This is a genomic window from Bradyrhizobium sp. CCBAU 53351, assembly GCF_015291745.1.
Lineage (GTDB): Bacteria > Pseudomonadota > Alphaproteobacteria > Rhizobiales > Xanthobacteraceae > Bradyrhizobium.
In genome coordinates this window covers 642,430-656,560 of the sequence record NZ_CP030059.1, presented here as the reverse complement: position 1 = coordinate 656,560, position 14,131 = coordinate 642,430, and the positions used below count along the sequence as shown (strand labels likewise).

The window sequence follows — 14,131 nt, the reverse complement described above, 5'->3', positions numbered from 1 at the left end:
TGCCAGCGGCGCGAACGAATGGCGGGTGGTGGCGGCACGCATTGCGACCGCGGCTTGACGTGACGGCGCCGCTACTCCGCCAGCGTGAATTGCAGCAGCAGCGTCCGCTGCAGCATCGAGAAATTGTCGTCGGAGATCAGCGTCAGCACGGTCTCGCCCTCGGGCGTGACGTGGGCGTCGATGCCTTCCATGTTGTCGATCTCCTGGCCGAGATCGGCGACGAACAGCGCGGGGCCGTCGACCAGCGCACCCGGCGTGATCGACTTCAGCGGGATCGCGCGGATGCGGATGTTGACGCCGGTGAACCAGGAAAATTTGCGTTCGAGAATCAGGAGCTCGCCCGAGGGCAGCAGCACGGCATCGCTGATGTCGTATTTCTCGATGCGGCGCACGCTGAACTGGCCGGGCGTGGGACCGCCGATCAGGAAGGCCGTGAGATTGCCGTCGGCGTCGAGGCCGCGCTCGGAGAAGGCGATCAGCGTGCCCGCGAGCGGCATGTTCTGGTCTTTGCCCTTGTCCTTTTCCTTGGGCACGACGACAAGTGCCTCCAGCCCCTTGTTGGAGGGCAGCTTGCGCACGCCCGCCGGCACCGGCATCACCTCGCCGCGCGCGCGCGTGCCGCCCTTGGCAAAATCATAGCGCAGGATCTGGTTGACGCGCTCGAGCCCGACATAGACGAGACTGCCGTCGCGCGCGATCGATTCCGAATCCCACCACCCCCGCTTCTCCGTGATCGGTCGGCCCTCGGCGCCGAGCAGCGGCGCGGCCTCGACGTCGTCGAGACCGGCCATTTTGCCATTGGCGTAGCGGATGGTGCCGGTGAACCAGCCGCCCTGGTCGGAGACGGCGAGGAAGCGCTCGCCCTTGGCATCCAGCCGGATGCCGGACAATCCGCCGAAGCCGCGATAGGGCGAGGTCAGCACCAGGCCGCTGCGATAGTTCAGCGAGCCGAACCGGGTACGCGTGCGGTCACGCGGCTCGAAATTGGGAATGGCGCGCGCGTTGACCTCGACATTGACGGGGTCGGTGACGGCGCGCTCGTTCGCAAGCGCGTGCGGCGAAGGCTCGACCGTGGCTTGCGCCAGCGCGATGCGAGAGGCTGCGATGGTGGAAAATCCCGCCGCAGCGTATTTGAGAAAGCTGCGGCGGGATGAATGCGTGCTCACGAATGCAATTTGCGTCGCGGGCGACCGGCCGGCTGGGTGGGCGCGGTGTTGGTCTCGCTGAACAGCTCGGCGAGCTTCTCGGTGATGGCGCCGCCGAGTTCCTCGGCGTCCACGATCGTCACCGCGCGGCGATAGTAGCGCGTCACATCATGGCCGATGCCGATCGCGATCAGCTCGACCGGCGAACGGGTCTCGATCTCCTCGATGATGTGGCGCAGGTGCCGCTCGAGATAATTGCCGGGATTGACCGACAGCGTGGAATCGTCGACCGGTGCACCGTCCGAGATCATCATCAGGATCTTGCGCTGCTCGGGCCGGCCGAGCAGGCGCTTGTGCGCCCAGTCCAGCGCCTCGCCGTCGATGTTCTCCTTGAGCAGCCCCTCGCGCATCATCAGGCCGAGATTCTTTCGCGCACGGCGCCACGGGGCGTCGGCCGACTTGTAGATGATGTGGCGGAGATCGTTGAGGCGGCCGGGATTGGCCGGCTTGCCGGCGGCCAGCCACGCCTCACGCGATTGCCCGCCCTTCCAGGCGCGCGTGGTGAAGCCGAGAATCTCGACCTTGACGCCGCAACGCTCCAGCGTGCGCGCGAGAATGTCGGCGCAGGTCGCGGCGACCGTGATGGGCCGTCCGCGCATCGAGCCGGAATTGTCGAGCAGCAGCGTCACCACGGTGTCGCGGAACGTCGCCTCCTTCTCGTGCATGAAGGACAGAGGGTGATAGGGATCGGTGACGACGCGCGACAGCCGCGCGGGGTCGAGAATGCCCTCTTCGAGATCGAACTCCCAGGCGCGGTTCTGCTGCGCCATCAGCTTGCGCTGCAGGCGGTTGGCAAGGCGGGCGACGATGCCCTGCAGATGCGCGAGCTGCTTGTCGAGATAGGCGCGCAGGCGTTCCAGCTCGTCATGGTCGCAGAGGTCTTCGGCGGCGATGACCTCGTCGAATTTGGGCGCGAAGGCGTGGTATTCCGGCCCGCGCGGCTCGTTCTTGCCGTGCGAATTCGGACGCGTCGCCTCGCCCGGCGTCTCGTCGTCGCCGAGCTCACCGTCGTCGAAAGTGTCGGAGGTCGAGGCCTGCGCGCTTTCCATCGCGCTCTCGCTCATCTCCTCGGATGAGGCCTGCGCCTGGTCGGCGCTCATCTCCTGCGCGGCGTCGGAATCGGGCGAACCTTCGGCACCGGACTGATCGTTATCGCCGTCCTGGTTCTCGTCGTCGTTGTCGTCGTCCTCGCTGTCGGCGTTACGCTCGTCGCCGAGCTCGAGCGCGGTCAGGAGGTCGTGCACGGCATCGCCGAACCGGGTCTGGTCCTCGACCAGCGTGTCGAGCCGGTCGAGCCGCTTGCCGATCTTGTCTTCGAGAATCGGACGCCAGAGATCGACCATCTTCTTCGCGGCGGTCGGCGGCGCCATGCCGGTGAGACGCTCGCGCACCAGCATCGCCAGCGCATCCGCCAGCGGCGCGTCGGCGCGGTCGGTGATCTCGTCGAACTTGCCGCGATGGAAATGGTCGTCGAGCATCGCGGTGAGGTTTTTCGCAACGCCCGCCATGCGGCGCGCGCCGATCGCCTCGACCCGCGCCTGCTCCACCGCCTCGAACACGCCGCGCGCCTGCGGATTGCCCGGCATCAGCTTGCGATGCAGCTTGGCGTCGTGGCAGGCGATCTTGAGCGCGATGGAATCGGCGTGGCCGCGCACGATCGCCGCATCGCGCTTGGTCATCTTTCGCGCGGGCTCGGGCAGCCGCGCCTTGCCGGGCGCGAGGCCCGGACGTTCGGCGGCGAAGGAAACGTCGAGCTCCGGCGTCTTGGCGATCGCCTTCAGGCAGGAGGCGACCGAGCGCTTGAACGGCTCGGTCGGCGCTTCCTTGGTGCTGCGGAATTTGGAGTTGGAGGTGGTCATGTCACCTTGATCCGTCGTCCCGGTGAGAGCCGGGACGACACCCCGGGAGAAATCAGCTCAGCGCCACGTTGACTGCCGATTCCGGCAGCTCGGCGTTGAAGCAGCGCTGGTAGAACTCGGCGACCAGGGGACGCTCGAGCTCGTCGCACTTGTTGAGGAAGGTGACGCGGAACGCAAAGCCGATATCGCCGAAGATGTCGGCGTTCTCCGCCCAGGTGATCACCGTGCGCGGGCTCATCACCGTCGACAGATCGCCGTTGGCGAAGGCGTTGCGGGTGAGATCGGCGAGGCGCACCATCTTGTTGACGATGTCGCGGCCTTCGCTGGTGCGATAGTGCTTGGCCTTGGCCAGCACGATCTCCACTTCCTCGTCATGGCTGAGATAGTTCAGCGTGGTGACGATCGACCAGCGGTCCATCTGGCCCTGGTTGATCTGCTGGGTGCCGTGATAGAGGCCCGAGGTGTCGCCGAGGCCGACCGTGTTGGCGGTCGCAAACAGCCGGAACGCCGGGTGCGGCTTGATCACCTTGTTCTGGTCGAGCAGCGTCAGGCGGCCCGAGACTTCGAGCACGCGCTGGATCACGAACATCACGTCCGGGCGGCCGGCGTCGTATTCGTCGAACACCAGCGCGACGTTGTGCTGCAGCGCCCAGGGCAGGATGCCGTCGCGGAATTCGGTGACCTGCTTGCCGTCGCGGACCACGATGGAGTCCTTGCCGACGAGATCGATACGGCTGATATGGCTGTCGAGGTTGACGCGCACGCAGGGCCAGTTCAGGCGTGCCGCGACCTGCTCGATATGGGTGGATTTTCCGGTGCCGTGATAGCCGGTCACCATCACGCGGCGGTTGCGGGCAAAGCCCGCGAGAATGGCGAGCGTGGTGGCGCGGTCGAAGCGGTAGTCGGAATCGACTTCGGGTACATGAGGATCGACTTCGGAATAGGCGGGGACTTCGAGATCGCTGTCGATCCCGAACACCTGGCGCACCGACACCTTCATGTCGGGCAGACCGGAAACTTCCTCAACTTTGGACATGGCGGCGGTCGTCATCAATCCTCCGAGGTCCCGGGCGGTCCCGAAACCGGTTATTCGCACGTTGGCTGCGGCTGGGTGCTGAAACTCAACCTATCAGAGACAACGTGCCGGCAGAAGCCCGCCCCTCAATCAAAGTTCCGTTGTCTTTTCATTTAGATAGGCAAGGAACGCAGTTTTTGGAGGGCTGCCTTGCGAATCACGCCCAAATTCGGGCGGGGCCGCGCCGTTTCCTGCGAATGGCACTTTGGCCGTATGCGGTTACTTATGTAGGGTCCGAAGCCCCCATGCTCCAGCCCTGCAAGAGACGACGTGACGTCCTTTCTCGATCCCCTGATATCCTTCGTTTCGGCCCATCCGTGGCTGGCCTATCTGACCCTGTTCCTGGCGGCGCTGCTCGAAGCCGTGCCGGTGGTGGGATCGGTGATCCCCGGCTCGACCATCATCCTGGCGCTCAGCGCCCTGGTGTCGGGCGGCGAGCTGGCGCTGCCTTGGGTGCTGCTCGCCGCGGCCGCGGGGGCCGTGCTGGGCGACGGCTCGGCCTACTGGATCGGGCACCGGCAGCAGCGCAAAATCCTCACCACTTGGCCGCTGGCCAACTATCCGCGCGTGGTCGAGCAGAGCGAAAGCTTCTTCAACCGCTTCGGCACCTGGGCCGTGTTCTTTGCCCGTTTCGTGCCGCCGATCCGCGCCTTCGTGCCGGTGACGGCGGGCGCGCTGGGCATGGCGCCCGCGAAGTTCTATACGATCAACATCCCGGCGATCCTGGTGTGGGCCCCGGCGCATGTGCTGCCGGGCGTGCTCGCGGTGTCGGCCTTGCATGAATATGCCGGGCTGCATCATCACGGCCATGTCGGCAAGCACATCTGGATGCTGACCGTGGTGGGCGTTGCGATCGTGGGCGGCGTGGCGGTGTGGATCTATCGGAGGCGGAATGGCGGCGGTGTCGTGGCGGCGAAGCCTCGGGCCTGAAGTATGATTTTTTGAAGACGGCTGCGCACTTTTCCGGGCTTGAGTTCGGCAGCGTGCTTCTCTCATTGCAACGTCGCCATGCTCGAGCGCAATCTCGGCGTCCGATTGTTTCATCGTTCAACAAGGCGGCTGACGCTCACCGAGGCTGGCGAGACGTTCCGCACGGCGATTGCCGGCCACCTTGAGGGGCTCCAGGCCGCAATCGCCGGAGTCTCGACCGGACGCGAGGAGCCGGCGGGCATTCTCAAGATAAGCCTGCCTCCGACATTCGGCGCCGCCCATATCCTGCCGCTGCTTCCCGCCTTCTTGGCCCGGTACCCGCAGGTCCGCCCTGAGTGGCACTTCGAGAACCGCCAAGTCGACCTGGTCGGTGAAGGCTATGACGCCGCAATCGGAGGTGGGTTTGAATTGTTGCCGGGCCTCGTCAGCCGAACCCTAGCGCCCGCACACATCGTCGCTGTGGCCTCTCCAGTCTACATGTCAGGGCGGACATTACCGACCCAGCCGGACCAACTGGCCGCGCTGGATGGCATTGTCATGCGCTCGCTCCAGACCGGGCGGATCCGGCACTGGTCGATGCGCGATGTTTCAGGGCGCGAAGTTCAGGCGCCGCTGTCTGAGTCGATCGTGGTCAACGACCCGGCCGCAATGCGCGAGGCCGCACGGCTGGGCCTGGGAGTTGCAATGCTCGCCACCGCCGACATTCTTCCAGCGCTCGACGATGGGTCGCTGCTACGCCTGGTGCCACGCTGGTACTGTGACGCCGGCGCGATCTCGATTTACCACGCATCGCGCAAGCTTGTGCCGGCGAAGACGAGAGTCTTCGTGGACTGGGTCGCCGAGGAATTCAAGAAGAACAGGCTCGCCGAACGCTTCGCCGGAAGCCTGAGCTGAGGATTCGGAAAGAATTCTAGGCTCTGGGCTCCGCGCTCCCCACCCTCCGCCCCGGCGCCGGCCCCACATACCTTGCCCTTGGCCTGATCAACTTCCCGAACTGCAACTGCTCGCTCGCATGCGCGATCCAGCCGACGCTGCGGGCCATCGCGAACAGAGCGAGCTCGCTGCCGGCGGGCAGGCGCAGCGCGTGCACGAGCACGGCGAGGGCATAGTCGATGTTGACGAATTCGCCGGTGGCTTCCGCGATCCGCTCCGGCACCTCGCGGGTGAACTTTCGCGGCGCGCCGGCGCGGGACAGCGCGTTGAGCAGCGACTGCGCGCGGGGATCGCCGCGCTTGTATACGCCGTGGCCGAAGCCGGCAAAACGCTCGCCGAGCGCGACGCGCTCGCGCACAACAGGGGCGACGTCGCGGTCGATCAGCGTCTTGACGAGTTGCGAAGCCAGCACGCCGGCGCCGCCATGCTTCGGGCCCTTCAGCGCGGCGAGGCCGGCGATGACGGCATCGTACAGGTTGAGGCCGGTCGAGGCCGCGCAGCGCGCGGTGAAGGTCGAGGCGTTCAGCTCGTGATCGGCGAGCAGCACCAGCGCGCGGCGAATCAAATCGGGCGCGTGCTTGTTGTCCGCCGCCCAGGCTGTTGCGATCTGCTGGTGCAACGGCTCGGCCGAGGCTTCGGCATTGAGCATGGTCGCGACCAGCAGCCGGACGATGCGGCCGCCGACCATCGCGCGGCCGTCGGGCGCACGGGTAAACGCGCGAGGATCGACGCTCGCGGCCAGCGCGAGCACGGCGATGGCGCGATCGATCGGTGCCGCCCGGCGCGCGGCCTGCGCGATGGTTCGCATCTCCTCGGAAAGCGCAGGCTGATTGTCGGGCGCGAACGGATCGACGTCGGAGACGTCCCAGAGCAGCGTCGCGGTGTGCTCCAGCGTGTCGTTCTCGGAAAGATCGACGCAATTGACGCCGCGATAGATCGCGCCCTCCTCCGTGATGGTCGAGATCTCCGTGTCCATCACCGGCAGGTCGGCATCGAAGCTGCGCAGGCCCCGCGGCTCCGGCGACGGCACCCGGCGCTCCTTCAGCGCCCGGACGTCCTCGGCGCGGTAGCGGTTCTTCCGCGAGTCCGGCGTCGGCTCGGAGCGGATCAGGCCGCGGCTGACATAGGCGTAGAGCGTGGCCGGCGAGATCGCGAGTTCGGCCGCGGCTTCCCGGGCGGAGAGATAGAGGCCGTCGGAATTATTCATATTGATTTATGTAATCAAGATTGATCAATCTGTCGAGAGGCCCGACCTTTCCGCCCGTGCAGTGCAAAAGGGAGATTGGGCCATGAATATCCACCTCACCAAAAGCCAGATCGGGCTGGACGGCATTCCCGCGGCCGAGACCGTGCTGAGCCATGTCGATGGCGAGCGCGGCGAGCTGATCATTGCCGGGGAGCATGTCGGCCGGCTGGCGAGCCAGTCGAGCTACGAGGGCGTCACCGCCCGGCTCTGGAACGGCGCCAGCAAGACGACCTTGAGCGAAGCCAATGTGCGGGCGAGCCTGGGTGCGGGGCGCGAGCGCGCCTTCGCGCGCCTGCCGGACCTCTTGCCGGCGACGCGCGGCATGGGGGTCATCGACGGATTTCGTGCGGCCGTCGCCGGCCTTCGCGCCGAGCCTGGACTGGAGCACGAGGCGACGATCGTCGGCGCGTTTCCGGTGATCGCAGGCGCGTTGGTCCGGCGCGCCAAAGGGCTCGAGCCGGTCGCACCCGATCCGACGCTGAGCCATGCCGCAGACACGCTGCGCATGCTGCACGGACGCGCGCCCGCCGCACGCGAAGTCACCGCGCTCGACGCCTATCTCGTCACCGCCAGCGATCACGGCATGAATGCCTCGACCTTCACCGCGCGGGTGGTGGCCTCGACACAGGCCGATCTGTTCGCCGCGGTGACCGCAGGCTATTGCGCGCTGACCGGTCCACTGCATGGCGGCGCGCCGGAGCCGGTGCTGGAAATGCTGGACGCGATCGGCTCGCGCGAGCGCATCCAGCCATGGGTCGACGCTGCGCTGGCGCGCGGCGAGCGCATGATGGGTTTCGGCCACCGCGTCTATCGCGTGCGCGATCCACGCGCCGACGTGCTCAAGACCGCGGTCGAGGCGCTGGCGTCGAACGGAACCGATCTGCCGTTCGCCGGCGAGGTCGAGGCTTATATCCGCGGCGCGCTGCGCAAGAAGAATCCGGAGCGGCCGCTGGAGACGAACGTGGAGTTCTTCACCGCGATCCTGCTCGATGCACTGGCGATTCCACGGCAGGCGTTCACGCCGATCTTCGCGGTGGCGCGCGCCGCAGGCTGGACCGCGCATGCGCGCGAGCAGCAGCGCACGGGGCGGTTGATCAGGCCGAGCTCGTCCTATGTCGGGGCGATGCCGGAGTGAGGTCGTCCGACGTGCTTTCCCTCTCCCCATTGCGGGAGAGGGTGGATCGCGGCGTGGCGGCGAGATGGGTGAGGGTTGTCTCCGCGGGTGAATCTCTTGCGGTGAAACCGCGGAGAGATACCCCTCATCCGGCGCTTCGCGCCACCTTCTGCCGCAAGGGGAGAAGAAAGAAAGGAGCGAGGCCTTACGCCTCGCGCACCACCGTCTTCAGATAATTATACGCCTTGATGATCTCGATCAGGCGGTCTTCGGTGGAGCGGTCGCCGCCATTGGCGTCGGGATGGTGCTGCTTCACCAGCGCCTTGTACTTGGTCTTGACGTCGGCGAGCGTGGAATTGGGGCCGAGGCCCATCACCTGCAGCGCCTTGCGCTCGGCATTCATCACCTTGCGCGTCTCGGCCTGAGGCGCGGCCTCGGGGCCCTTGCGCCAGCTCGCGCGGCCGTTGATCTCCGAGAACATGCTGAACGGATCGGAGGCCATATCGATCTCGGCTTCCGCACCCTTCTTGCCGCCATTGGCGCCCATCTTCCAGGTCGGGCGGTGGCCGGTCAGCGCGTCCTTCTGGTAGCGCGCAACGGCATCGGCGTTCATGCCCGAGAAGAAATTGTAGTTCTGGTTGTACTCGCGCACATGGTTCAGGCAGAAGTGCCAGTACTCGCGCTGGTTCTCGCGGCCCTTCGGGGCGCGGTGCGCGCCCTTGTTCTGGCATCCTGCCCACTCGCAGCCGACCGCGGTGTCGCGCGGCTTCACTTCCGGCTGCTTGCCCCGCGGCTTGACGCGGATGGAGTCGAAGAATTTTGATGAATCGATCGGCATGGCTGACTTTGACTACGCAATGCAAAAACCTTCAAGTCTTGACATTGCAATTCGCCGCAAACCCGGCAATTAACGGGGCGTGATCTCTGCACCCGAATGGCACAACATGGCTATGGTCGACACTATCAGCAACAAGTTGCAGGAAGCTTTCACGCCGGAAAGCCTGCAAGTCGTCGATGAGTCACATTTGCATGAGGGCCACGCCGGGCATCGGCCGGGCGGTGAGACGCACTTTCGGGTCTATATTGTATCTGATGCCTTCAAAGGGAAGAGCCGGGTTGATCGCCATCGCATGATAAATTCGGCGCTGGCCGCGGAACTCGCTGCCAGCGTGCACGCATTGGCGATCCAGGCCAAGGCACCGGGGGAAGCTTGATTGCTTACCCTCCCCTGGAGGGTAAGAGAATCAAAAGGACGTCCCGGCGCGTCTCGGCTTGGCCTCTTCCAGCTCCGCCTCGCGCGGCACCGGTGAAATACGGAGCGCGGTGATGCGGTTGCGCTCGCGGCGCAGAACGCGGAAGCGGAAGCCGTGGAAGGTGAAACTCTGGCCGCGGTCGGGGATCGAGCGCGCCTCGTGAATGACGAGGCCGGCGACCGTCGTTGCCTCTTCATCGGGCAGATGCCAGTCCATGGCGCGGTTGAGGTCGCGGATCGGCACCGAGCCGTCGACCACGACCGAGCCGTCCGGCTGGGCGCGCACGCCGGCGACCACGACGTCGTGCTCGTCGGAGATGTCACCGACGATCTCCTCCAGAATGTCTTCCAGCGTCACGAGACCCTCGACTTCGCCATACTCGTCGACGACGAGCGCGAAATGGGTCTTGCGCCGGCGGAAGGCCTTGAGCTGCTCGGACACGGGCCGCATCTCAGGCACGAACCAGGGCGGCAGCGCGATGGTCGAGACGTCGATGCGCGAGGTGTCGCCATCTGCGGCGCGGATCGCGCGCAGGAGATCCTTGGCGTGGAGCACGCCGATGATGTTCTCCGGCTTCTCGCGCCACAGCGGAATGCGGGTGTACTCGGTCGCCAGCACCTCGCGCACCAGCTCCTCCGGCGGCAAATCGGCGTTGATCATCATCATCTCGGTGCGATGAATCATGACGTCGGAGACCTGGAGCTCGCGCAGGTCGAGCAGGCCGCCGAGCATGTCGCGGTCCTGCTTCTCGAACTTGCCCTCGTGATGCAGGAGGTCGACCGCACCGCGCAGGCGCTCGGTCGGCGACAGGATCGCCTGGTGCTCGCCGGCGAGGCCGAACAGGCGCAGCAACAGGCGCACGATGACCTCGACGATGCGCAGCAGCGGCCCCAGCACGTACATGGTGAGCCGCATCGGGCGCGCGACCGCGAGTGCGACCCGATCGGGCGCGTTGATCGCGATGGTCTTGGGCAGCACCTCGGCGAAGATCACGACCAGCGCTGTCATCACGCCGGTTGCATAGAGCACGCCGACATCGCCGAACCAGGCCGTGAAGATGGCGGTGGCGATCGCCGAGGAGCCGATATTGGCGATGTTGTTGCCGAGCAGCAGCGCCCCGATCAGGCGCTCGCGCATGTCGAGCAGATCGGAGACGACATCGGCGTCGCGATTACCCTGCTTGGAGAGGCGGAGCATGCTGGCGCGCGAGGCGCCAGTCAGCGCGGTCTCGCTGGCCGCGAAGAACGCGGAGACCAGGAGGCAGAGGACGACGATGGTGAATCCGAGCCAATCCATGCACCACTCTAGTTTCTCTTGACGCGTTTACTCAACGCGAACCGGTATCCAATTCGCGCGAAGACGCTTGGCGATAATCAGCCGCGCATCAGACCTTCTGCGCGAGCTTCTCCTTGAGGAAGTCGCGCACCGGGGCCGGGTCAACATCCCTGGCGATCACCGCGCGCCCGACCGCTTCGAGCAGGATGAAGGTGAGCTTGCCGCGCGTGACCTTCTTGTCCTGCGCCATCAGCGCCATCAGCGCGTCGGCGTCGGCAAGCCCTTCCTGCGCGAAGCCGGCGATATCCTGCAAGCGGGTCGGCAGGCCGACCTCGATGAGGTGCCGTTCGACGCGCGCCGCGTCCTGCTCGCCGATCATGCCGAGCTTCGCCGAAAACTGCGCCGCAAGCGTCATGCCGATCGCGACGCCCTCGCCGTGGAACAGGCGGTCGGAGAAGCCGGTCGCCGCCTCCAGCGCGTGACCGAAAGTGTGGCCGAGATTGAGCAGCGCGCGCTCGCCGGTCTCGCGCTCGTCGCGGGAGACGACGCCGGCCTTGGCCCGGCAGGAGGTCGCGATCGCGTGCTCGCGCGCCGAGCCGCCCTTGACGATGTCGGAATGGTTCTTTTCCAGCCAGGAGAAGAAGGCCTCATCTCCGAGCACGCCATATTTGGCGACCTCGGCATAGCCGGCGCGGAACTGGCGCGGCGACAGCGTGTCGAGCACGGCGGTGTCGGCGATCACAAGCACCGGCTGGTGGAAGGCCCCGAGCAGGTTCTTGCCCTGCGGCGAGTTGATGCCGGTCTTGCCGCCGACGGAGGAATCGACCTGCGCCAGCAGCGAGGTCGGCACCTGCACGAAGTCGACGCCGCGGCGCAGGATCGCCGCGGCAAAGCCGGCGAGATCGCCGACCACGCCGCCGCCGAGCGCGATGACGAGATCGTTGCGCTCGATCTTCGCGGCGATCAGGGCCTCGCTGACCCTCTCCAAGCCGGCATAGGTCTTGGAGATCTCGCCTTCCTCGACGACGATGCGCGAGGTCGGAATGCCGGCGGCCGAGAGCGAAGCCTCGGCGGGCTCGAGCCAGTGCTTTGCCACGGTGCGATCGGTCACGATGGCGGTGCGCACGCCCGGCCGCAGACGCGCCACGCGCTCACCGAGCGAGGCCAGGACGCCGCGGCCGATGACGATGTCATAGGCGCGATCCGCCAGCGCGACCTCGACTTTGACGGGGTCGGAATGTTTCAAGGGGGCGGTCATCGTGCGGCACTCGCGACGTCAGCAGGTGGTGGGGCGGCCTGTTCGCCGCAAAGATGCGCATGCAGCGCCGCGATGCATTCCTCGACGATCCTGTCGTGCGGCACGTCGCGCGAGGCGATGGTGAGGTCGGCATGGCCATAGACCGGCTCACGCTCGGTGAGGAGACGCAAGACGGTGCCTTCCGGATCGGTGGTCTGCAGAAGCGGACGGTCGGCGCGGCGGCGCACGCGGCGCATGATGACGTCATGGTCCGCCCTGAGCCAGATCGACACCGCTTTTGCCGCGATGCGCGCACGCGTCTCCTCGCGCATGAAGGCACCGCCGCCGGTCGCCAGCACCACCGGCCCGCTGTCGAGCAGCCGCGCGATCACCCGCGCCTCGCCGTCACGGAAATACGGCTCGCCGTGGCGCTCGAAGATCTCCGGGATGGTCATCTGGGCCGACGTCTCGATCTCGGTGTCGGCATCGACGAAGGGCAGCTTGAGCCTGAGTGCCATGCGACGGCCGATGGTGGATTTGCCCACCCCCATCATACCGACGAGCACGATCGAGCGCGCGCCCAGCGCCGACAGGATGTCGGCCTCGGGCGAAGCTGGTATCGGCAACGCGGCGTCGGACATTGTCTCGCTCGGTGGATCTCGCTCGATCTGCCGCCAAAGGCGGCACGCTTTGGCCACCTATACGACCCCGGAGGGGGCCTCGCCAGAGGACTCTTGCACCGAAACGGCGAACATGTTGGATGATTTCATTGGTTAATTTGCCCGCCAAGGGCTTGACCGAAAGTCCCTCGACCGAGACCCTGCAACGATGCCCAGCCTGTTCCGCTTCCTGACGGTCGTCGCCGTGATCGCCGGCATCGTCTATGGCGTGGTCTTCGCACTGGCCAATTTCGTCAGTCCCAAGTCGCGGGAAATGACGGTAACGATTCCGCCGGATAAGTTCCTCAAGAAATAGGAGCTAGGCTCCCGGGCATGCGCACCCAGCCCTCAGACGCCAAGCTCACCGGCCTGTTCCTCGACATGCTCGCGGCGGAACAGGGTGCCGGGCCCAACACGCTCGACGCTTATCGCCGCGACCTCACCGATTTCTCGGAGTTTCTCGGCCGCGCCGGCCACAGCTTTGTGGATGCCGAGACGCAAACGCTGCGCGACTATCTCGCCGATCTCGACAGCCGCGGCTTCAAATCCACCAGCGTGGCGCGGCGGCTGTCGGCGATGCGGCATCTCTATCGCTTCCTGCTGAACGAGCGCATCCGAGCTGAGGATCCCGCCGCGATCCTGTCCGGACCCAAGCGCGGTCGCAGCCTGCCGAAAGTGCTGTCGATATCAGATGTCGACCGCATGCTTCGCCGCGCCAAGGAATTGAGCGAGGCGGAAGATGCCTCGCCGTCGAAACGGCTGCGCGCGCTCAGGCTCTATTGCCTGCTCGAGGTGCTCTACGCCACGGGCCTGCGCGTCTCCGAGCTGGTGGCGCTGCCGCGCTCGGCGGCCAAGCGCGATGCCCGCATGATCGTGGTGCGCGGCAAGGGCAACAAGGAACGGCTGGTGCCGCTCAACGAGGTCTCGCGGCAGGCGATGGCGGATTATCTCGCCGCGACCGAAGCTGCCAAGGCCGACAAGAAGAACAGCGTGGCCGCCTCGAAATGGCTCTTCCCCTCGTTCGGCGAGAGCGGACATCTGACGCGGCAGCATTTCGCCCGCGACCTCAAGGAGCTCGCGGTCGCAGCGGGGCTGCAGGCCCGGCTGGTCTCCCCGCATGTGCTGCGCCACGCCTTCGCCAGCCACCTCCTGCACAATGGTGCCGATCTGCGCATCGTGCAGACCCTGCTCGGCCACACCGATATTTCCACGACCCAGATCTACACCCATGTTGTCGAGGAGCGGCTGAAAAGCCTGGTGCGCGACCTGCACCCGCTGGCGGAGAAGTAGGTGCGGGAGAGGTGAAGGAAACCGCCTTGACTTCGGCCACATCTCCGCAGAAAGA

Annotated in this window: 14 protein-coding genes; 6 read left to right on the top strand and 8 right to left on the bottom strand. The window is 66.1% G+C overall.

Translation table 11 applies throughout. From position 1 onward, the window contains the following. Positions 1-71: 71 nt before the first annotated feature. The 3 genes from XH83_RS03120 to cobS are packed head-to-tail and all read right to left on the bottom strand — an operon-like array spanning position 72 to position 4,115. Entirely contained in the window at positions 72-1,166 is a 1,095-nt protein-coding gene (locus XH83_RS03120) for an esterase-like activity of phytase family protein (RefSeq protein ID WP_194405631.1), read from the bottom strand. After that, the gene (cobT, locus tag XH83_RS03115; RefSeq protein ID WP_194405630.1) at positions 1,163-3,064 is read right to left on the bottom strand and encodes a cobaltochelatase subunit CobT; all 1,902 of its coding nucleotides are present in this window, start codon (positions 3,062-3,064) and stop codon (positions 1,163-1,165) included. Before cobT ends, XH83_RS03120 begins: the two co-directional genes overlap by 4 nt. A gap of 52 nt (positions 3,065-3,116) precedes the next feature. Then, a complete protein-coding gene (gene cobS, locus XH83_RS03110; protein ID WP_028139017.1) occupies positions 3,117-4,115 on the bottom strand; it encodes a cobaltochelatase subunit CobS in 999 nt (332 codons plus the stop codon). A gap of 294 nt (positions 4,116-4,409) precedes the next feature. On the opposite strand from cobS, the gene XH83_RS03105 reads away from it, so the two are divergent. Next, on the top strand, positions 4,410-5,069 hold the full coding sequence (locus XH83_RS03105) for a DedA family protein (protein ID WP_194405629.1): 660 nt from the start codon (positions 4,410-4,412) through the stop codon (positions 5,067-5,069). A 21-nt stretch (positions 5,070-5,090) separates the two neighbouring features. Then, complete coding sequence (locus tag XH83_RS03100) at positions 5,091-5,963, top strand: LysR substrate-binding domain-containing protein (RefSeq protein ID WP_371746374.1); 873 nt, start codon at positions 5,091-5,093, stop codon at positions 5,961-5,963. A 16-nt stretch (positions 5,964-5,979) separates the two neighbouring features. Here XH83_RS03100 and XH83_RS03095 read toward each other — a convergent pair whose 3' ends face one another. After that, entirely contained in the window at positions 5,980-7,209 is a 1,230-nt protein-coding gene (locus tag XH83_RS03095) for a citrate synthase family protein (RefSeq protein ID WP_194405627.1), read from the bottom strand. An 82-nt stretch (positions 7,210-7,291) separates the two neighbouring features. Between XH83_RS03095 and XH83_RS03090 the strand changes: the two genes are divergently transcribed. Next, the gene (locus tag XH83_RS03090) at positions 7,292-8,383 is read left to right on the top strand and encodes a citrate synthase/methylcitrate synthase (RefSeq protein ID WP_194405626.1); all 1,092 of its coding nucleotides are present in this window, start codon (positions 7,292-7,294) and stop codon (positions 8,381-8,383) included. Between the two features lie 184 nt (positions 8,384-8,567). Here the strand turns inward: XH83_RS03090 and XH83_RS03085 are convergent, their stop codons facing one another. Continuing rightward, a complete protein-coding gene (locus tag XH83_RS03085) occupies positions 8,568-9,200 on the bottom strand; it encodes a J domain-containing protein (RefSeq protein ID WP_194405625.1) in 633 nt (210 codons plus the stop codon). 106 nt (positions 9,201-9,306) lie between these two features. On the opposite strand from XH83_RS03085, the gene XH83_RS03080 reads away from it, so the two are divergent. Beyond that, positions 9,307-9,576: a BolA family transcriptional regulator gene (locus tag XH83_RS03080; RefSeq protein WP_194405624.1), complete on the top strand. Its 270-nt coding sequence runs from the start codon at positions 9,307-9,309 to the stop codon at positions 9,574-9,576. 30 nt (positions 9,577-9,606) lie between these two features. Here the strand turns inward: XH83_RS03080 and XH83_RS03075 are convergent, their stop codons facing one another. From XH83_RS03075 to XH83_RS03065, 3 genes are all read right to left on the bottom strand, one after another. Beyond that, positions 9,607-10,911 carry an HlyC/CorC family transporter gene (locus tag XH83_RS03075; RefSeq protein ID WP_194405623.1) on the bottom strand — a complete coding sequence of 435 codons (1,305 nt, stop codon included), beginning with the start codon at positions 10,909-10,911 and terminating at the stop codon, positions 9,607-9,609. Positions 10,912-10,999: 88 nt separating this feature from the next. Continuing rightward, on the bottom strand, positions 11,000-12,148 hold the full coding sequence (gene aroB / locus XH83_RS03070; RefSeq protein ID WP_194405622.1) for a 3-dehydroquinate synthase: 1,149 nt from the start codon (positions 12,146-12,148) through the stop codon (positions 11,000-11,002). Continuing rightward, positions 12,145-12,768, bottom strand: coding sequence for a shikimate kinase (locus tag XH83_RS03065; RefSeq protein WP_194405621.1), 624 nt, complete (start codon positions 12,766-12,768; stop codon positions 12,145-12,147). The genes aroB and XH83_RS03065 overlap by 4 nt, the downstream gene beginning before the upstream one ends. A 187-nt stretch (positions 12,769-12,955) precedes the next feature. Here XH83_RS03065 and XH83_RS03060 point away from each other — a divergent pair, with 187 nt between their 5' ends. Next, a complete protein-coding gene (locus XH83_RS03060) occupies positions 12,956-13,102 on the top strand; it encodes a hypothetical protein (RefSeq protein ID WP_014439243.1) in 147 nt (48 codons plus the stop codon). Positions 13,103-13,119: 17 nt separating this feature from the next. After that, positions 13,120-14,076, top strand: coding sequence for a site-specific tyrosine recombinase XerD (gene xerD, locus XH83_RS03055; protein WP_194405620.1), 957 nt, complete (start codon positions 13,120-13,122; stop codon positions 14,074-14,076). Positions 14,077-14,131: the final 55 nt, after the last annotated feature.